The following is a 19345-nucleotide window of genomic DNA, read 5'->3' as shown; positions in this document are numbered from 1 at the left end:
GCCGTGACCGTTACCGAGCAACCTCTCTACCGATGCACGCCCAGCCCGCTGCACGCGATCTTGCTGGCCGGCACGGTCCCGCTGTTTCTCGGCGCGCTGCTGAGCGACATTGCCTACTTCAAGAGCTACCAGATCCAGTGGAGCAACTTCGCCGCCTGGCTGATTGCCGGTGGGCTGCTGTTCTGCGGGCTGGCGCTGTTGTTCGCCCTCGCCAACCTGGTTCGCGCGCCGCGCAAGGGCGGGCGGCCGACGCTGTATTTCCTGTTGCTGCTGGTGACCTGGGTGCTGGGGCTGATCAATGCCTTTGAACATGCCAAGGACGCCTGGGCGGTGATGCCGGCGGGCCTGGTGCTGTCGGTGATCGTCACCGTACTGGCCTGCGTGGCCGCCTGGCTGGGCATGAGCAACCTGCATTCGGGAGGTGAGGTATGAAGCCGTTGCATGGATGGTCGTTGTTGAGCGTGGCGCTGCTGCTGGCCGCCTGTGGCGGTGACGGCGAGCCGACCCAGGCCTTGGGCCCCGACCCGAAACTGCCGGCCCCCGAGCGTGGCCTGCTGCCGAGCATGAAGATCGCGCAGCCGGCGCAGTGGGGCGAGCAGAAGCCCACAGTGCCTGAGGGCTACAGCGTCACTGCCATTGCCACCGACCTGAAGATCCCGCGCCAGAGCCTGGTGCTGCCCAATGGCGATATCCTGGTCGCCGAAGGGCGCGGCGGCAGTGCTGCCAAGCTCAAGCCCAAGGACGTGATCGCCAGCCAGATCAAGGCCAAGGGCAACACCCAGGTCAAGGGCGGCAACCGCCTGACCCTGCTGCGCGATGCCGATGGCGATGGCAAATACGAGGTACAGACGGTATTCGCCGAGGGGCTCAATGCGCCCTACGGCCTGGCCTTTGCTGACGGCAAGCTGTATGTGGCCAACCAGGATGCGCTGGTGCGTTTCGATTACCAGGATGGCCAGACCAAGGCGGGTGGCCCGCCAACCAAGGTCACTGACCTGCCGGCCGAAATCAACCACCACTGGACCAAAGCGCTGACCATCAGCCCCGATGGCCGCTACCTGTACGTGGGCATCGGCTCGAACAGCAACATCACCGAGCGCGGCTTGGAGGTTGAGATCGACCGCGCCATGGTCTGGCAGATCGATGCCGTGACCGGCGCGCACAGGCCGTACGCTACCGGTTTACGCAATCCGACGGCGCTGACCATCCAGCCGGACACTGGGCAGCTATGGACCGTGGTCAACGAGCGTGACGAACTGGGCCCGGACCTGGTGCCGGACTACCTCACCTCGGTGCGAGAGGGCGGCTTCTATGGCTGGCCCTACAGCTACTGGGGGCAGAACGTCGATGAGCGGGTGAGGCCGCAGAATCCGGACAAGGTGGCCGCTGCGCTCAAGCCGGATTACAGCCTGGGTTCGCACGTTGCCGCGCTGGGCGTGGACTTCTCCATCCCGGCCATGGGCGAACGCTTTGCCGACGGAGTGTTCGTGGGTGAGCACGGCAGCTGGAATCGCCCGAACCCGGTGGGTTACAAAGTGATCTTCGTGCCGTTCAAGGGGGGCAAGCCAGCCGGTGAACCGATCGACTTTGCCACGGGCTTCCGCGGAGAAGATGGCAAGACCCGCGGCCGACCGGTGGGAGTAACGGTCGACCCGCGCGGCGCGTTGATCATCGCTGATGACCTGGCCAACACCGTGTGGCGAGTGACGCGCAACTAAGGCGAGCGCAAACGCCTGGGCATTGATGCAAAGGGGTTGATAGATGCCGAAGTCCGGGCGTTTGCCTGCAGAGTGATGGGTAATGGCTATGCTTGTTTGCGCGTATGTCTATCACGCGCAAACCCGGTCTAGATCACATGGAAGCAGGCCTATGAATCCTATTTGCACACTCGCTCGCGCTATTGCCCTCGCCACCCTGATGTCCGCTGCCACCTTTACGGTGCAAGCCGCCGAGATTCCAATCGGCAGCGAGGCATTTGAGAGCCATGTCAAAACCCAGGTCACCGCCATCGACCTGGCAAACCGCCAAGTCACGGTAAAGGGGCCGCACGACAAGGATGTGACCCTGCAACTGACGGAAAAAGCCAAGGCGCTGCCCAATCTGAAAGTCGGTGACAACGTTGATATCTATGTCACTCGCGCGGTGGCCTATGTGCTCAACAGTGAGGTGGGCGGCGCGCCGAAGGCTACCGAAGAATCCGGCACCATCCGCGCTACCAAGGACAACCCTAACCCCGGCGGCGAGGCCTTCCGGCAGGTCCGGGTGACCTCGCAGATCAAGAAGATCGACTTGAAGAAACACGAAGTCAGCCTGCTGCCACCGGAAGGCAAGCTGCAGGTGGTCAAGGTCGAAAATCCTGACCTGCAGGCGCGCATGAAGAACCTCAAGGTCGGCCAGACCGTTGATGCGATCTACACCGAAGTGCTGCGCGTCGATACCTGGCGTTGATATCGGCCAGCGGGCCAGGCTTTGGCCGGCCCGCAATTGGCTGATATGCACCAGACGAATACCAGAGGTGCACCCTTTCAATTTCCATAAGCTACGTCGATTGCGGATCATGGTCTCATCTTGCCTTCAGATGAGACCTACCATGCCCTACAAGACACTGCTCGTTGGACTCCTTCCTGTAATGATGGCGCTGATTGCGGGCTTCGTGCTGCCTTATCAGGCCGCCAGCAACGCTGCCGTCGGCCGTGTGCTGGGCCACTGGTTGTGGGGCGCCTTCACCTCGTTGATGGTCAGTTCGGTCGTGGTGGTTTCGGCGTTGCTTATCCTGCGGGTGCCCATGCCTGATCTGGGCAGGGCGCTGCAAGGCCCTTGGTGGCTGTGGATCGGTGGCGTGCTGGGCGCCCTCTATGTGGCCGGTGCTGCGGCATTGACACCCAAATTGGGCACGGCGGGATTTCTGGTGCTGGTGGTGGCCGGGCAGATTCTGACCTCGGTGATCGTCGATCACTTCGGCTTGATGGGCGTTGCCAGCAAACCGGTGAACCTGGTCAGGGTAGCCGGCGTGCTGTTGATCCTTGGCGGCGTGTTGCTGGTCCAGGGCGGGTGGACTTCGACCCCGTCGTCCGGCCAGGCCGTGATCGGGCGCTGATCAATGCCCGGGCTGGCTGCACGCCCAGACAGCTTCACGCAGCCAGCGATGGCCGGGGTCGCTGTCCTTGCGCGCATGCCAGGCCTGTTGATAGGCGAGGGCGGGGATCGGCAGCGGCGGCGTGAACGGGCGAAGTGACGGGTGCTGGCGCATCGGGCCAACCGCACGCCTGGCCACGGTGAGGATCAGGTCGGTGCCCGCGAGCACCTCGACCGCTGCGCTCCAATGTGGCAGCGCCAGGGCAATATGCCGGCGCAGGCCCTGTTCAGCCAAGGCCCGCTCGATCTCATCGTGGGCATCAGGGTGCATGGCCATAAGCACGTGCGGGCGCGTCAGCCAGTCCTCCAGCGTGAGCCCCGCCTTGGCGGGCAGCACCTGGCGATCGGCGACGCTGATGAAGCGGTCTTCGAACAGGGTCTGGGCGGTGATGCCGGCTGGCAGCGCTGGGAAGATGCCCAAGGCAAGGTCGAGTTCGCCATCGAGCAGCTGCGCGAGCATGGTTTCGCGGCTGGCCTGGCTGATGGCCAGGTCGATGCCGGGGGCGACCTGGCGCAGGTGGCGGACCAGTGGCGGCAGGATGATGCGTGAGGAATAGTCCGACAGCGATAGCCTGAAGCGGCGGTGGGCCTGGGCGGGGTCGAACTGCGGCGCCGCCAGCAGGCCGTTGAGGCTGCCGAGGGCATCTTGCAGCGGTTTGGCCAGGGCTTGGGCGCGGGCGGTCAGGGCCATCTGACCGTGCTGGCGGATCAGCAACGGGTCGTCGAAGTGCGCACGTAGCTGCGCCAGGGCGTGGCTGACGGCGGGCTGGCTGCGGTGCAGGCGCAGGGCGGCGCGGGTCACGTGCCTTTCGCTGAGCAGCGCGTGCAGGGTGAGCAGCAGGTTGAGGTCGATCTTGCGCAGTTCATCCATGGGGCGAATGCTTAGGTCTGCTTTGGTAGTTGATCATCAGCCTATCAGATGTATTGGCCTGCTCGCGGGCTTGTACAGACCACACAAGACACCCAGGGGGGTATACTCGCCCCCCGTTTCACTGTAATCCGAGTATTCCAATGGGTCTTTCCGCAACCGCCACACCTGAACCGCGCCGCCTCGGTGCGCCCATGATCGCCCTGGCCATGCTGTTGGCCGGCGCCTGGTTCCTCAACCTCAACGCCGGTTTCAAGCAAATGCTGCTGCTGATGGTCGGCGCTGCACTGGGCCTGACGCTCTATCATGCCGCTTTCGGCTTCACTTCGGCGTGGCGTGTGTTCATCAACGAACGGCGGGGTGCCGGCCTGCGCGCACAGATGGTCATGCTGACCCTGGCCGTACTGCTGTTCTTCCCGGCGCTGTCGGCCGGCAGCCTGTTCGGCACCCCGGTCACCGGCCTGGTCGCACCGGCTGGCGTGTCGGTGGTGTTCGGTGCGTTCATCTTTGGTATCGGCATGCAACTGGGCGGCGGCTGTGCCTCGGGCACGCTGTTCACCGTGGGTGGCGGTAATGCGCGGATGTTGGTGACCCTGCTGTTCTTCATCATCGGTTCGGTTACTGCCACGCACCATGCAGACTGGTGGTTCGCGCTGCCATCGTTCCCGGCCACTTCGATCGTCCAGGCCTGGGGCGTGGTGCCAGCGCTGGTGGTCAGCGTTGCCGTATTTGCACTGATCGCCTGGGCCACGGTGGTGATGGAAAAGCGTCGCCATGGCGCCCTGGAAGCGCCGGCAAGCAGCGAGCATCACGGCCTGCGCCGGTTCCTGCGTGGGCCGTGGCCACTGCTGTGGGGGGCGATTGCCCTGGCCTTGCTCAACTACGCCACCCTGGCCCTGGCCGGGCGCCCGTGGGGCATCACGTCGGCGTTTGCCCTGTGGGGGGCGAAAACCCTGTCCAGCTTCGGTGTCGACGTTGGCAGCTGGGTGTTCTGGCAGGCCCCGGCCAATGCCAAGGCCCTGGCCGCGCCGCTGTGGCAGGACATCACCACAGTGATGGACATCGGCATCGTGCTCGGCGCGCTGTTGGCCGCGGGGCTGGCTGGCCGCTTCGCGCCCAGCCTGAAGATCCCGTTGCCATCGCTGGTTGCCGCCGTTATCGGCGGCCTCCTACTGGGCTACGGTTCGCGCCTGGCGTATGGCTGTAACATCGGCGCCTACTTCAGCGGTATCGCTTCGGGTAGCGTGCACGGTTGGCTGTGGCTGATCGCCGCCTATGCCGGCAACCTGATTGGCGTGCGCCTGCGCCCACTGTTCTTTGCCGGCGAACGCCGCCAGGTGGCGCTCAGTGGCTGCTGAAGACATCCGTTCAATATTAAATAGATCAGATTAGCTTTTAGTTATAACTCATTGCTTTTCAAGCCTATCTTCTCGCAAGCGTGTGTTGCACACACTGCTCGTAGTAGGTCTTCTTGATCGCCGCTGGCTTGAGTTGTGAACGGCTGTTGTAGGTCTGTTCGGTAATGCCCATGGCGGTCATGCGCATCCAGGGTTTGGCGAACCGGCGCACCTGCAGCTTCTTGCGCGTGGCGTACAGGGTAACGCCGGAAAGCTTGGCCTGCTGCGCCTCGGCGGCGATCTGCGAGCCCCATCCACAGGTTTGGCGGTCGTTCTGGCTAAGCGCTTTGGCCTGGGCGCCAAAGGCGGCAGTGGCCAGCAGGCAGCCGGCCATCGTTGCTAGAAATACTCGCATGTTGCTGTCCTAAGCATCTGAAGATGAACGGAGTTTGCCTTCGCTTCAGATGCCTGGGGGCCAGTATTTTCGAATCAGGTAGTGGCGATGCGAGAGCGATTTGCCAGCGCCGGGCGCAGACTGCTCAGCGCCAGGCCGGCGATCCATACCACCGATACACCATAGTTCAGCCGCTGGTACAGCCCGAACAACTGGCCACTCTTGGCGGCCTGAGCCATGAGCACAACGGTGACAACTGCGGCAATCAGGCACGTCAGCGAAAACCAGCCCAAGGCCTTTGAGCCGGCCAGGCGCTTGCCGAGCCAGGCCCACAGCGCGCTGGCCAGGGTCAGCGAGAGAAACATCACCAGGCCGCAAAGGTTGTGCAGTTGATGCGAGCTGGATGGCTCGGCGGGCGCACAGCCCTGGTCGCAGGGGAACAGGCCGGTGCCGAGGCTGCCCAGGCCGTGCAGCAGGACCAGAGCAGCGCTCAGTAGCGCCAGTTTCGAGGAACGCCAGTGGCGGGCAAGGCCCCAGGCAAACAGGGCGAACAGCAGGGCAAGGGGAAAGTTGTTGGCCAGGGGCGACCAGCGCTGGGTCGGGGAACCTTGGGCGCCGAGCTGGCTCATGGCCTGTTGCAGGTGGTCATAGCCAGGGTAGGCCTGGGCGGTCAGCCAGACGCCGATCATCAGCCAGAACGGGATGAGCAGGCCACAGGCGAGCAGGGCTCGGTCGAGAGGTTTCATGCGCGACTTCCTTCCATGGAAAGCACCTACTGTAACGGCTTCAGCCCTGCGTGTCCCGGCGCATCTGGGTCACCAGGGTGAACCGGTCATCCGGGTGCACGGTCTCTGAAACGGCCATCAGGTCGCCGTTCTTTTCGCGGTAATGGCGGATGATCTTCAGCCCCAGGGAGCCCGTTTCGGCCTTCAGGTCACGGGCCATCTCTGCCGTCAGCAACACGGCCCGTACTTGCTGGTCAACGACGGCGATCGCCCGCCCATGGTGCTGTTCGATCAACGCTGCGATCAGCTGCCCGGGATGCTCGCGGGCCAGGTCGATGACCTCGGCGTAGTCGCGCTGGGCGTAGACATCGGTCCAGCACAGCGGTGCGGCAGTGTGCTGGCGATCGACACGGATGCTCGACACGCAGAAGTAATGCTCACCCGGTACCAGTCCCAGGCGCGCCGCTTCACTCAGGTCGGCGACGAAGTGGCGCACGTCCTGGATCTCTCGCTGCTCGGTTTGCGCCAGGTGCGCAAGCTCCGCCACCGTTGCCAGCGACTGCGAATAACCGCCGCGCGGGCTGCTGGCCTCGACCCGGGTGCCGACCCGCTTGCGACGTGACACCAGCCCTTGACTGAGCAACTGGTTGATCGCCGATCGCACGGTATGCCGGCTCACCTGATACAGGTCGCACAGTTCGAATTCGGTAGGCAGCAGGCTGCCCACCGGATAGCGGCCACTGGCAATGCCTTCCATCAAGTGCTTGGCCACCACGGCGTATCGCGTTTCGTTCATGCCTTCCGTCAGCCCCGTCAAATGCACCAATGGGCAGTTTATCAGTGCTGGGGGCGAGTTCACCGCGTACAACACACCTGAGCAATGCCCGTGATCTTGGGCGTGCACCTGGCGCAGTGCTTTGATGAAATACCGCGTCGGGTGTATGTGATCGTACAACTCATGCGCTATCATGACGGCTGTCTTTCAAGGTGAAATACAGGGCATGACAGAGCAGCAGGTACAGGCAAGGACCCGGCGCAAGCCGCGCAGTCTGGCCCAGGAACTGGTCACGGTGCTGACCGAGCGCATCCGCAGCGGCCAGATCAAGCGCGGCGAGAAGCTGCCGACCGAATCGCAGATCATGGCCGAGGAGGGCGTCAGCCGCACCGTGGTGCGTGAGGCGATCTCCCGGCTGCAAGCGGCCGGGCAGGTCGAGACGCGCCATGGCATCGGTACCTTCGTGCTGGATGCACCGGCGACCGGAGGCTTCCGTATCGACCCGGCGACCGTGGTCACGTTGCGCGAGGTGCTGGCGGTGCTGGAGCTGCGCATCGCCCTGGAAATCGAGTCGGCCGGCCTGGCAGCGCAACGGCGCAGTGACGACGAGCTGGCTGGCATGCGTGCGGCGCTGGACGAACTCAACGAGGGGGCTGCACATGCCACTGACGCGGTGTCGGCGGACTTCCAGTTCCACCTGCGCATTGCCCAGGCCAGCGGCAACCATTATTTCGCCGATATCATCAACCACCTGGGGACCAGCATCATTCCGCGTACCCGGTTGAATTCGGCGCGGTTGGCCCATGATGACCAGGCGCATTACATGAGCCGGCTGATGCACGAGCATGAAGCCATCTACGAAGCCATCGCCCGGCGCGATAGCGAAGGGGCGAAGATGGCCATGCGCATGCACCTGAGCAACAGCCGCGAGCGACTGCGCCAGGCTCATGAAGAGGCCGAGGCCCAAGGGGCCTGAGTCGTCCATAACCTGTCCTTGCCCATTCGCGGGTGAACCCGCTCCCACAGGGATAGCACCAAGCCTGAAGGCTGTGCAGTACTTGTGGGAGTGGGTTCACCCGCAAAGAAGCCAGGACAGGCGATAAAGAAAAGCCCCGCAAATGCGGGGCTTTCCTGTTTCAGGCCACTCAGATAGCGCCTTCACTCCACTGCCCGTTGACCAAGCGACGCAGCCCCAGCGGGTTGCCATCACGCAGTGCCTCCGGCAGCAGTGCCTGCGGGTAGTTCTGGTAGCACACCGGGCGCAGGAAGCGGTCGATGGCCAAGGTGCCGACCGAGGTGCCGCGGGCATCGGACGTAGCCGGGTAAGGCCCGCCGTGGACCATCGCCTCGCACACTTCCACCCCGGTCGGGTAACCATTGACCAGGATGCGGCCGACTTTCTCTTCCAGCAGCGGTACTAGCCATGCGAAGGCCTCGAAGTCCTCCGGCTCGCCGATCAGGGTCGCGGTCAGCTGGCCACGCAACCCAAGCAAGGCTTCACGCAGCTGCCCGTTGTCCTTGACCTCGACCGCCACGGTGGTCGGGCCGAACACTTCTTCCTGCAGCAGCGGGTCGGCCTCGACCAGCAGGCGGGCATCGGCCTTGAACAGCTGGGCACGGGCCTGGCTGCCTTCCTGGGCCTGGCCGGCCAGGTGCTCGATACCGGCGTGGGCGTGCAGGTGTTCCAGGCCGCCGACATAGCTGCGCAGGCCACCGGCGTTGAGCATGGTCTGCCCGGCTTGCTGGTCCAAGTGCTGGCCGAGGTCGATGAGCAACTGACTGTACTGCGGTGACTGCAGGCCGATGACCAGACCCGGGTTGGTGCAGAACTGCCCGGCACCCATGCACACGGAACCGGCCAGTTCACGGGCGATGGCCTCGCCACGCTTGGCCAGGGCGCCCGGCAGGATGATCACTGGGTTGATGCTGGACATCTCGGCGAACACCGGGATCGGTTGTGGGCGCTCGGCTGCCATGCGGCACAGGGCGTCGCCGCCCTTGAGCGAACCGGTGAAGCCTACGGCCTGGATGGCTGGGTGCTTGACCAGCGGCTCGCCGACGCCAGCGCCGAAGACCATGTTGAACACGCCCTTGGGCATGCCGGTGCGCTCGGCGGCGCGCTGGATGGCGCAGCCGACCAGGTCGGCGGTAGCCATGTGGCCGCTGTGCGCCTTGAACACCACCGGGCAACCGGCGGCCAGGGCGGCGGCGGTGTCACCACCGGCGGTGGAGAAGGCCAGCGGGAAGTTGCTGGCACCGAATACGGCGACCGGGCCGACGCCGATGCGCATCTGGCGCAGGTCCACGCGTGGCAGCGGCTGGCGCTCGGGCAGGGCCAGGTCGATGCGCGCACCGAGGAAATCACCACGGCGCAGCACCTGGGCGAACAGGCGCATCTGCCCGCTGGTGCGGCCGCGCTCGCCCTGGATACGGGCGGCGGGCAGGGCGGTTTCACGGCAGACGATGGCGACGAAGGCGTCGTCCAGTTCATCCAGTTCGGCAGCGATGGCGTCGAGGAACTCGGCGCGGCGTGCAGGTTTCAGGTTGCGGAATTCGACGAACGCGGCGGCGGCAGCCTTGGCGGCCTGGTCCACTTCGTTTTCGGTAGCTTGGGCAAAGCTGTACGGCAGGGCCTCGCCGGTGGTGGCGTCCAGGCTCTGCAGGCGTTGCGCGCCAGCGGCGCTGCGCTGGCCGGCGATGAAGTTATGGCCGAGGATCTCAGGCATGGGGTGCTCCTGTAGATAGGTGAAGGAAAAACCGTGACTGCCGGGCTTGCTTGCCCCTGTGGGAGCGGGCAAGCCCGCGAACACCGGCGAAGCCGGTGCCATGCACCGCGTTGGCTGCTTCGCGGGCACGCCCGCTCCCACAGGGAAAGCGCGCAAGCCTTGCCATCAGGTAATCGGTGCCGGATTGAACAGGGTGATGTCGTTGTGCAGGCGGTGCTGTTCGGCCCAGGTCTGCTTGCGGCCGCTGGCCACGTCCAGGTAGTAGTGGAACAGCTCCCAGCCCAGCGCTTCGATGGTCGAACGGCCACTGGCGATGCGCCCGGCGTCGATGTCGATCAGGTCCGGCCAGCGCTGGGCCAGCTCGGTACGGGTGCAGACCTTGACCACCGGTGCCATGGCCAGGCCATACGGCGTGCCGCGGCCGGTGGTGAACACGTGCAGGTTCATGCCGGCGGCCAGTTGCAGGGTGCCGCAGACGAAGTCGCTGGCCGGTGTGGCACAGAAGATCAGGCCTTTGCGGTTGACCCGCTCGCCCGGGCCGAGCACGCCCTGAATAGCGCCGCTGCCAGACTTGACGATCGAACCGAGGGACTTCTCGACGATGTTCGACAGGCCGCCTTTCTTGTTGCCCGGCGTGGTGTTGGCGCTGCGGTCTGCCGCACCTTGCTGCAGGTAGCGGTCGTACCAGTCCATCTCGCGCACCAGGGCATCGGCGACGTCCTGGCTTTCGGCACGGGAGGTGAGCATGTAGATGGCATCGCGCACTTCGGTCACTTCCGAGAACAGCACGGTGGCGCCGGCGCGCACCAGCAGGTCGGCGGCGTAGCCCAGTGCCGGGTTGGCGGTGATGCCGGAGAACGCGTCACTGCCGCCGCACTGCATGCCGAGGATCAGCTCGCTGGCCGGCACGGTTTCGCGGCGGCGCTGGTCGAGCTTCTTCAGGCGGGTTTCGGCCAGGCTCATGATCTGCTCGATCATTTCACCGAAGCCGAGGCTGGCGTCCTGCAGGCGATACAGCCAAGGCTCGCTGAGGTCCACCGATGGGTCGTTGTCGTGCATCACCTGGCCGGCCTGGAGCTTTTCGCAACCCAGGCTGATCACCAGCGCTTCGCCACCCAGGTTGGGGTTGCGCGCCAGGTTGCGCACGGTGCGGATCGGGATATAGGCGTCACGGGCGTTGATCGCCACACCGCAGCCGTAGCTGTGGGTGAGGGCGACTACATCATCGACGTTGGGGTATTTGGGCAGCAGTTCGCTGCGGATACGCTTGACCGCGTGCTCCAGCACGCCGGTCACGCATTGCACGGTGGTGGTGATGCCGAGGATGTTGCGGGTGCCGACGGTGCCGTCGGCGTTGCGGTAGCCTTCGAAGGTGAAACCGTCCAGCGGTGGCAGGGCATCGGGCACCGCATCGCAGCGCGGCAGGCTGTCCAGCGCGGGGGCGGCCGGCATGGCCAGCTGGCTTTCCTGCACCCAGCTGCCCTGGCGCAGGTCTTCCAGCGCATAACCGATGATCTGCCCGTAGCGGCGCACCGGCTCGCCCTTGGCGATCAGCACGGTGGCCACCTTGTGGCTCTGTGGCACGCCTTCGACCAAGGTCAGGCCATCGGCGAAACGGGCGCCTTCGCCCAGGCCACCGTCGTTGACCACCACCACGACATTGTCGTCTTCGTGCAGGCGGACGTAGCGGGGCGAGTCGGAATGTTCGATCAACTGCATGTTTGGGCCCTACTTGTCAGGTTCTCAGGCTTTTTGTACATCCGCCCGCGCAGGCTCAGGCCGGTGCGGGCGTGTTCACTCAGTGCCGCGAGCTGGCCAGTTCACCGTTGGCGGCTGGCTCAGGTTGTGGCTTTGGGGCGTCTTCGCGCAGCTCGATACGTTTGATCGGGCCGACGATCACCAGGTAGCTGAACACTGCCACCAGGGCGTTGGCACCTACGTACACCAGGGCCCATTTGAACGAGCCGGTGGCGCTGATGATGTAGCCGATGACAATGGGCGTGGTGATCGAGGCGATGTTGCCGAAGGTGTTGAACAGGCCACCGGACAACCCGGCGATCTGCTTGGGTGAGGTGTCTGCCACCACGGCCCAGCCCAGCGCGCCGATGCCTTTGCCGAAGAAGGCCAGGGTCATGAAACCGACCACCATCCATTCGGCGTCGACATAGTTGCAGAAGACCATGGTGGTCGACAGCAACAGGCCGCAGACGATCGGCAGCTTGCGCGAGAAGGTCAGCGAGTTGCCGCGGCGCAGCAGCCAGTCCGAGATCACCCCACCGAGTACACCACCGATGAAGCCGCACACTGCTGGCAGCGAGGCGATGAAACCGGCCTTGAGGATGGTCATGCCCCGTTCCTGCACCAGGTACACCGGGAACCAGGTGAGGAAGAAGTAGGTGATGGCGTTGATGCAGTACTGGCCCAGGTAAACGCCCAGTAGCATGCGGCTGGTCAGCAGTTGCTTGATGTAGCCCCATTTCGGGCCGTCGTTGCCACGCTTCTGGTCCATGTCGACCAGGCCGCCGTTCTGCTCGATGTGCTCGAGTTCGCGTTGGCTGATGCGCGGGTGCTGGCGCGGGTTGTGGATGGTCTTCAGCCACACCATGGAGAACACGATACCCAGTGCGCCCATGACAACGAACACATGCTCCCAGCCGAAGCTGAACACGATCCAGCCCATGATCGGGGCGAACAGTGCAGTGGCGAAGTACTGCGCCGAGTTGAAAATCGCCGAGGCGGTGCCACGTTCCTGGGTCGGGAACCAGGCCGCGACGATACGGGCGTTGCCCGGGAACGACGGGGCTTCGGCGAAGCCGACCAGGAAGCGCAGGGTGAACAGGGTCACCACCGCCCAGGCCACCGGCAGGCCACCGACAAAGCCCTGCAGCAGGGTGAACAGCGACCAGGTGAAGATGCTGAAGGCGTAGACATTCTTCGAGCCGAAGCGGTCCAGCAGCCAGCCACCGGGGATCTGCCCGGCCACGTAAGCCCATCCGAAGGCGGAGAAAATATAACCAAGGGTAACGGCGTCGATGCCGAGGTCTTTCTGCAGGCTGGAGCCTGCGATGGCAATGGTTGCTCGGTCTGCGTAGTTGATCGTGGTCACCAGAAACAGCATGAACAGGATCAGGTAGCGCACATGCGTCTTTTTAGTCGCTTGCATGCTGGTAATTCTCCCACTAGTTATTTTTGTGCGGGCTCACGTCTTGTAGCCGGAGCGGGGCAGGCCCACTCCGGTGGCGGCATTGGCAGGCCGCGGGGTGCGCTTATTGCGGACCCATCTTGTCCATCAGCGCTGCGAGCATTTCGTACTCTTCGGCGGTCAGGTCGGTCAGCGGGGTACGCACGGGACCTGCGTCGTAACCGGCGATCTTGGCGCCGGCCTTGACGATGCTCACGGCGTAGCCGGCCTTGCGGTTGCGGATGTCCAGGTACGGCAGGAAGAAATCGTCGATGATCTTGGCCACGGTGGCGTGATCGTCACGCGCGATGGCGTGGTAGAAGTCCATCGCGGTCTTCGGGATGAAGTTGAACACCGCCGACGAGTAAACCGGTACACCCAGTGCCTTGTAGGCCGCAGCATACACTTCGGCGGTCGGCAAACCACCCAGGTAGCTGAAGCGGTCACCCATGCGGCGACGGATCGACACCATCAGCTCGATGTCACCCAGGCCGTCCTTGTAGCCGATCAGGTTCGGGCAGCGCTCGGCCAGTTGCTCCAGCAGGTTGGCGTTCAGGCGGCAGACGTTGCGGTTGTACACCACCACACCGATGTTGACCGATTTGCACACCGCTTCGACGTGGGCGGCAACACCGTCCTGGCTGGCTTCGGTGAGGTAGTGCGGCAGCAGCAGCAGGCCCTTGGCGCCCAGGCGCTCGGCTTCCTGGGCGTATTCGATCGCCTGGCGGGTGGAGCCGCCAACCCCGGCGAGGATGGGCACCGACGTGGCGCAGGTGTCGACGGCGGTCTTGATTACCTGGCTGTATTCGCTGGCGGCCAGGGAGAAGAACTCACCGGTGCCACCGGCGGCGAACAGCGCACTGGCGCCATATGGGGCGAGCCACTCCAGGCGCTTGATGTAGCCAGCCTGGTTGAAGTCGCCCTGGGCATTGAAGTCGGTGACCGGGAAAGACAGCAGGCCGTGGGAGAGGATGGATTTCAGTTCTTGTGGATTCATTGTTGTAGGCATCCTGTGGCGCTTGGGGTGTAGGGTGTTGTTTTGCGGTGGAGGTAAGTTATCGTACAACCTGTGCGATGACTAGTCCTCCTTGCATAATTTTTTGTGCGCCGTGTTAGAGGGAGGGAGAAATGCTTGGGCCGATCGCTTTCGCGGGTGAAACCCCTCCCACAGGGATAGCGCCAAGTCTGAAGAGTGCGTAGTACTTGTGGGAGCGGGTTCACCCGCGAAGAGGCCAGAGCAGGCAGCAGAAGACTTGAAGGGCAACCTGGAGTTCAGGTTATTCCCTAACAGTCATCGTATCTCTAAAGGGGAAAAGAAAAAAACGATCGCGGAGACAGGCACAAGCCCGCCGCCCGCTTCCACGGGAAGTGTTCTGGGACCAGCAGAGGGTGACCGGGGAAGCGGGGGCGACCTTGCGCCGCCCCGCGATCAAAGCTAACGAAGCTGAAACCGAGTATCAGGCGGCCTGTTGGCGCTTGATCTGGCTTTTGCGCACCTGGGCGCGGCAGGCATCGCCGAAGGCCTGGAAGATCTTGATCGAATCAGGGTTCTTCGCCGCCTGCCATTCCGGGTGCCACTGCACGGCAAACAGGAAAGGCGAGAGGCTCGGAGCGTGGATCGCCTCGACCAGGCCGTCTTCGGCGACGGCGATCGGCTCGATGCCGGCACCGAGGTTGCGCAGGCCCTGGCCGTGCAACGAGTTCACGCGGATCTCGTCGGTGCCCAGGGTTTCACGCAGCCAGCTGCCCGCCTTGATCTTCACGCCATGCACCTGGGCGTACTGCACATCGACCGGATCTTCCGGGTTTTCCCGGTGGTCGTTGAAGCCAGGCTCGGCGTAAACCTTCTGGTAGATGTCGCCGCCCAGGGCAACGTTGATTTCCTGCATGCCACGGCAGATGCCGAAGATGGGCAGGCCGCGCTTGAGCGCCGCCTTGACCAGCGGGATGTCGAACAGGTCGCGGTTCTTGTCCTGGCCCTTGCCCGGCGTTTCGTTCTCCTGACCGTACAGGGTCGGGTCGATGTTGCTGCCGGCACCGGTCAGGTACACGCCGTCGGCCATGTCCAGATAGGTCTCGAGGTCTTCGATGCCACAGCAGGTGGGCACCAGGACCGGGACGCAATCGGCGAAGTCGACCAGCGGGGTGATGTATTTGTGGGTCATGACCTGATAGTCATGGCCTTTGCGCTCTTGGCTGCCCATGGTCATCAGGACGACGGGTTTGCGCAGGGAAGGTTGCTTGTTGCCAATGTTGCTGTTGGACATATGTCACCTTATGACAGGGCTCTGCCTGTCGTTGTTGTGCAGGTGCACGGCCCGTGGCCTTGTTGTGCTACCTGAAGTCCCGAGCACTGCCGGCTCATCACTGGACGATTCCGGTCGGGGCTTGTAGATAGCTTGCCAGAGCCGTTCGATATGTCAAACGAGCAAAAAGCGGTTAAGGCGCCGAATTACGGGGGCTGAACCCTTGCGAGCCTGAGCCGGCAAGGGTTTGGCAGGGGGGAAGGTCAATTATATTTAACGACGCAGTTGGATCATTGCAGCGCTGCAATGATCGACGCCTCAGTGCAGTATCTGCGCCAGGAAAGCCTTGGCCCGCGCGGTGCGCGGCTGGTTGAAGAACACCTGGGGCGGGCTGTCCTCGATGATCTGCCCGCCTTCGAGGAACAGCACCCGTTCCGCCACTTGCCGGGCAAAGCCCATTTCATGGGTGACGCAAAGCATGGTCATGCCGGTGCCGGCCAGTTGCACCAGCACGTCCAGCACCTCGGCGACCATTTCCGGGTCGAGCGCCGAGGTCGGCTCGTCGAACAGCATGATGCGCGGCTTCATGCACAGCGCCCGGGCAATCGCCACGCGCTGCTGCTGGCCGCCGGACAACTGGCTGGGGTACTTGTGCGCCTGGCTTTCGATACCCACCTTGCTCAGGTACATGCGCGCCCGTTCCTCGGCGTCCTTGCGCGACAGGCCACGCACGCTGGTGGGGGCGAGCAGGCAGTTGTCGAGCACGCTCATGTGCGGGAACAGGTTGAAGTGCTGGAACACCATGCCGATCTCGCTGCGCACTTGGGCCGCCTGGCGGGTGTTGGCCGCAAGGTCGGTGCCGGCCACCTGGATGCTGCCTTGCTGGGCGATTTCCAGGCGATTGATGCAGCGGATCAGCGTCGATTTACCCGAGCCGGAGGGGCCGCACAGGACAATGCGCTCGCCTTCGCGCACCTGCAGGTCGATGTCGCGCAGTACATGGAAGGCGCCATAGTGCTTGTTCAGGCCCTCGATGCGGATCAGTTCCGGGCGTGGGTCAGGTTCGGGGGCAAGGCTGGCAACGCTCATGGGGGCGGTCATGTTGTTGTTCTCCCGCTGGGTGTCAGTTAAAACGTGCCGCGCTGTAGGGCGCAGGGTCGGTAAAAGGGCGCTCGCCGGTAAGCAGCTCAGCCACCAGGCGGCCGCTGACCGGGCCGAGGGTGAGGCCATGGTGGGCGTGGCCGAAGTTGAACCACAGGCCTTTGTGCCGGGGCGCTGGGCCGATAACCGGGCGCATGTCGGGCAGGCACGGCCGGCGGCCGAGCCAGGGTCTGTCATCGAGGCGCTCGCCCAGGGCAGGGAAGAGCTTGCGGGCGAGGGCTTCGCAGCGTTTGAGCTGGATTTCGTTGCCCGGCGCACCGCTGGCGGCGAACTCGATGCCCGTGGTCAGGCGCACACCGCGGGCCATGGGCGCCAGTACGTAACCGCCCTGGGTGTCGCATATCGAATGCTGCAGCTGCGCACCGTCGCGGGTGCCGTAGTGCATGTGGTAGCCACGCTTGATGCCCAGCGGAATCCGGTAGCCCAGGCGCTCGAACAGGTCGCCCGACTGCGGGCCGAGGCAGGCGACCACCTCGTCGGCGCTGATCGGCCCGCGCTGGCTGTCCACCTGCCATTGGCTGCCAGCTTGACGCAGGCTGCGCGCATCGCCATGCACGAACTGCCCGCCACGCTGCACGAACAGCGCGGCGTAGCCACGGGTGAGGGCGCCCGGGTTGGTGACGGTCTTCGGGTCGAGCCAGTGGATGCCGCCGACCACCGTGCTGTCGAGCTGGTGCTCGCGTGCCTGCAGCTGGCCGCGTTCGAGAATTTCGTACTGCAAGCCGTAACGGGCCAGGCCCTTGAGCTCGGCCTTGGCCTGTTCGAACAGCGCCGGGTCGCGATACACCTCGATCCAGCCTTTGGCCTGGATCAGCCCTTCCAGGCCGGCCGCGTTGATCAGCGCGTCGTGCTCCTCGACGCTGCGCTGTACCAGCGGCAGCATGTCGGCCGCCGCCCCAGCCAGGCGCCCAGGCGCCGACTGTTGCCAATAGCGCAGCAGCCACGGCGCCGCCTTGGGCAGGTGCAACAGGCTGTAGCGCACGTCTGGCTGGCGGTTCAGGCCATAGCGCAGCAAGGCGCCGAACTGCCGAGGGAAGGCATAGGGGATCACGCTGGAACGCTCGATCAGCCCGGCGTTGCCATGGCTGGTGCCGCTGCCGGGGTCGTCGCGGTCGATCAGGATCACCTGACGCCCGCGGGCCTGCAGGTGCAGTGCGGTACTGACGCCGACGATGCCGGCGCCAAGAACAAGGGTCTGGCAATGCATGGATGTATCCTTCGGTCAGTTCAGGTGGCGGCCCAGGCGGGCTTCCAGGTGTTTGAGCAAGCGCCGCACCAATTCGACGATCACCAGGTAGAGCACCGCGGCCCACAAGTAGATCTGGAAGTCGAAGCTGCGCGAGAACGCCAGTTTGGTCACGCCCATCAGGTCGTAGATCGTCACCAGCGAAGCGATGGCGCTGGCCTTGATCATCAGGATCAGCTCGTTGCCCAGCGGGCCGATGGCTACCAGCAACGATTGCGGCAGGATCACCTTGAAGAAGGTGGTCGAGCGTTTCAGGTTAAGCGCCCGTGCCGCTTCGTACTGGCCTGGCGCGACGGCCATCAGGCTGCCGCGGAAGATTTCGGCCTGGTAGGCGGCTGTATTCAGCGTGAAGGCCAGCAAGGTGCAGAACCAGGCTTCACGAAAGAACCACCAGAGGCCGACGTCCTGCCAAAAGCCTTTGAGCGAGCCCAGGCCGTAATACAGCAGGAACAGCTGGGCCAGCAGCGGTGAGCCGCGGAAGAAATAAATGTAGCCGGCCGCCATGCGCTGCAGCAGCCGATGGTGTGACAGGCGCGCCAGGGCCAGCAGCAGGCCGAGCACGGCGCCCAGGCAGAAGGAGATCGCCACCAGCTTGGCGGTCACCAGCAGGCCATCGACGAAGCGTGGGCCGTAGCGCTCCAGCAGGTCTGGGTCCAGCACCAGGCTCAGCAGTTGTTCGGCACTCATGCGCGTGCTCCTTGCAGGTGGCGGTTGCTGCGGCGCTCGATATAAGCGAACACCCGTCCGGAGGCGGCCGAGAACAGCAGGTAACCCAGGCAGGCGACGCCATAGAAGAACATCGGCTCCTTGGTCACGCTGACCGCCAGGTTGGTCTGGCGCATCAGGTCGACCAGCGAGATGGTCGACACCAGCGAGGTATCCTTGAGCAGCGACAGCCAGTTGTTCGACAGGCCCGGCAGGGCGATGCGGGTGAGTTGCGGCAGCACCACCTTGAAGAAGCCGGTGCGTTTGCTCAGGCCCAGCGCCGAGCAGGCCTCCAGTTGGCCCTTGGGCAGGGTCTTGAAGGCTGCCAGCCAGATTTCGCTGGAGAACGCCGCAAAGACCAGGCTGAAGGCGATCATCGCGGCCAGGAAGGTGTTGATCAGGAATTCGCCTTCATAACCCATGGCCGCCAGCAGCTTCTGCGCGGCGATCTGGCAGCCGTAATAGATGATCAGCAAGGTCAGCAGCTCGGGCAGGCCGCGGAACACGATGGAAAACGTGGTCGCCCAGGCCCGTGGCAGGCGTTTGCGCGAACGCGCCGCCAGGGCTACGGCCAGGCCCAGCGGCAGGCCGATGGGCAGGCAGGCGAGGGCCAGCGACACGGTGACCAGGGCGCCGGCCAGCAGCGCCTGGCCCCAGCCACCACTGGCGAAGGACAGCAAGGACAATTGATCGAGCATGACGAACCCCTTTGACGGGTAATGCGGCCTCTGTGTAGGAGTGGCCTTGCGTCGCGAAAGGGCTGCGCAGCAGCCCCTGGATTTATGCCGCGACACACATTGTTGGGGCCGCTGCGCAGCCCTTTCGCGGCACAAGGCCGCTCCTACA

General features: G+C 64.3%; 19 protein-coding genes. 6 read left to right on the top strand and 13 right to left on the bottom strand.

Translation table 11 applies throughout. The features are described from left to right. The first annotated feature begins 3 nt into the window (after window positions 1–3). The 4 genes from APH28_RS23880 to APH28_RS23865 all read left to right on the top strand — a co-directional run bounded on the left by APH28_RS23880 (window position 4) and on the right by APH28_RS23865 (window position 3097). Window positions 4–432: a DUF2231 domain-containing protein gene (locus APH28_RS23880; RefSeq protein WP_060512941.1), complete on the top strand. Its 429-nt coding sequence runs from the start codon at window positions 4–6 to the stop codon at window positions 430–432. Beyond that, window positions 429–1718 carry a sorbosone dehydrogenase family protein gene (locus APH28_RS23875; protein WP_060512940.1) on the top strand — a complete coding sequence of 430 codons (1290 nt, stop codon included), beginning with the start codon at window positions 429–431 and terminating at the stop codon, window positions 1716–1718. Before APH28_RS23880 ends, APH28_RS23875 begins: the two co-directional genes overlap by 4 nt. A 151-nt stretch (window positions 1719–1869) precedes the next feature. Then, window positions 1870–2448 (top strand): hypothetical protein, encoded by a 579-nt coding sequence (locus tag APH28_RS23870; protein WP_060512939.1) that lies wholly within the window; start codon window positions 1870–1872, stop codon window positions 2446–2448. 142 nt (window positions 2449–2590) lie between these two features. Further along, window positions 2591–3097 (top strand): DMT family transporter, encoded by a 507-nt coding sequence (locus tag APH28_RS23865; RefSeq protein WP_060512938.1) that lies wholly within the window; start codon window positions 2591–2593, stop codon window positions 3095–3097. Here APH28_RS23865 and APH28_RS23860 read toward each other — a convergent pair whose 3' ends face one another. Then, window positions 3098–4006, bottom strand: coding sequence for a LysR family transcriptional regulator (locus tag APH28_RS23860; RefSeq protein ID WP_060512937.1), 909 nt, complete (start codon window positions 4004–4006; stop codon window positions 3098–3100). Window positions 4007–4146: 140 nt separating this feature from the next. Between APH28_RS23860 and APH28_RS23855 the strand changes: the two genes are divergently transcribed. Beyond that, window positions 4147–5361 carry a YeeE/YedE family protein gene (locus APH28_RS23855; protein ID WP_060512936.1) on the top strand — a complete coding sequence of 405 codons (1215 nt, stop codon included), beginning with the start codon at window positions 4147–4149 and terminating at the stop codon, window positions 5359–5361. Between the two features lie 64 nt (window positions 5362–5425). On the opposite strand, the gene APH28_RS23850 is transcribed toward APH28_RS23855, so the two are convergent. The 3 genes from APH28_RS23850 to APH28_RS23840 form a co-directional block, all read right to left on the bottom strand. Then, window positions 5426–5755 carry a hypothetical protein gene (locus APH28_RS23850; RefSeq protein WP_060512935.1) on the bottom strand — a complete coding sequence of 110 codons (330 nt, stop codon included), beginning with the start codon at window positions 5753–5755 and terminating at the stop codon, window positions 5426–5428. A 74-nt stretch (window positions 5756–5829) separates the two neighbouring features. Next, window positions 5830–6480 carry a DUF998 domain-containing protein gene (locus APH28_RS23845; protein ID WP_060512934.1) on the bottom strand — a complete coding sequence of 217 codons (651 nt, stop codon included), beginning with the start codon at window positions 6478–6480 and terminating at the stop codon, window positions 5830–5832. A 40-nt stretch (window positions 6481–6520) separates the two neighbouring features. After that, window positions 6521–7255 carry a GntR family transcriptional regulator gene (locus APH28_RS23840; protein WP_060512933.1) on the bottom strand — a complete coding sequence of 245 codons (735 nt, stop codon included), beginning with the start codon at window positions 7253–7255 and terminating at the stop codon, window positions 6521–6523. Window positions 7256–7460: 205 nt separating this feature from the next. Between APH28_RS23840 and APH28_RS23835 the strand changes: the two genes are divergently transcribed. Beyond that, window positions 7461–8210: a FadR/GntR family transcriptional regulator gene (locus APH28_RS23835; RefSeq protein ID WP_060512932.1), complete on the top strand. Its 750-nt coding sequence runs from the start codon at window positions 7461–7463 to the stop codon at window positions 8208–8210. A gap of 169 nt (window positions 8211–8379) precedes the next feature. On the opposite strand, the gene APH28_RS23830 is transcribed toward APH28_RS23835, so the two are convergent. From APH28_RS23830 to APH28_RS23790, 9 genes are all read right to left on the bottom strand, one after another. Next, window positions 8380–9960, bottom strand: coding sequence for an aldehyde dehydrogenase (NADP(+)) (locus APH28_RS23830; RefSeq protein WP_060512931.1), 1581 nt, complete (start codon window positions 9958–9960; stop codon window positions 8380–8382). Between the two features lie 165 nt (window positions 9961–10125). Next, window positions 10126–11679, bottom strand: coding sequence for a galactarate dehydratase (garD, locus tag APH28_RS23825; RefSeq protein ID WP_060512930.1), 1554 nt, complete (start codon window positions 11677–11679; stop codon window positions 10126–10128). Between the two features lie 79 nt (window positions 11680–11758). After that, window positions 11759–13123: an MFS transporter gene (locus tag APH28_RS23820; protein ID WP_060512929.1), complete on the bottom strand. Its 1365-nt coding sequence runs from the start codon at window positions 13121–13123 to the stop codon at window positions 11759–11761. 103 nt (window positions 13124–13226) lie between these two features. Next, the gene (kdgD, locus tag APH28_RS23815; RefSeq protein WP_060512928.1) at window positions 13227–14138 is read right to left on the bottom strand and encodes a 5-dehydro-4-deoxyglucarate dehydratase; all 912 of its coding nucleotides are present in this window, start codon (window positions 14136–14138) and stop codon (window positions 13227–13229) included. 460 nt (window positions 14139–14598) lie between these two features. After that, entirely contained in the window at window positions 14599–15408 is an 810-nt protein-coding gene (locus APH28_RS23810; RefSeq protein ID WP_060512927.1) for a gamma-glutamyl-gamma-aminobutyrate hydrolase family protein, read from the bottom strand. Window positions 15409–15705: 297 nt separating this feature from the next. Continuing rightward, the gene (locus APH28_RS23805; protein ID WP_060512926.1) at window positions 15706–16488 is read right to left on the bottom strand and encodes an amino acid ABC transporter ATP-binding protein; all 783 of its coding nucleotides are present in this window, start codon (window positions 16486–16488) and stop codon (window positions 15706–15708) included. 22 nt (window positions 16489–16510) lie between these two features. Next, window positions 16511–17755 carry an FAD-binding oxidoreductase gene (locus APH28_RS23800; protein WP_060512925.1) on the bottom strand — a complete coding sequence of 415 codons (1245 nt, stop codon included), beginning with the start codon at window positions 17753–17755 and terminating at the stop codon, window positions 16511–16513. 15 nt (window positions 17756–17770) lie between these two features. Further along, complete coding sequence (locus tag APH28_RS23795) at window positions 17771–18481, bottom strand: ABC transporter permease (protein ID WP_060512924.1); 711 nt, start codon at window positions 18479–18481, stop codon at window positions 17771–17773. After that, window positions 18478–19197 (bottom strand): ABC transporter permease, encoded by a 720-nt coding sequence (locus APH28_RS23790; protein ID WP_060512923.1) that lies wholly within the window; start codon window positions 19195–19197, stop codon window positions 18478–18480. The genes APH28_RS23795 and APH28_RS23790 overlap by 4 nt, the downstream gene beginning before the upstream one ends. Window positions 19198–19345: the final 148 nt, after the last annotated feature.

The organism is Pseudomonas sp. NBRC 111124 (genome assembly GCF_001320245.1).
In the GTDB taxonomy this organism is placed as follows: domain Bacteria; phylum Pseudomonadota; class Gammaproteobacteria; order Pseudomonadales; family Pseudomonadaceae; genus Aquipseudomonas.
The sequence above is the reverse complement of the archived record's forward strand: the minus strand, read 5'-3'. Positions and strand labels throughout refer to the sequence as shown.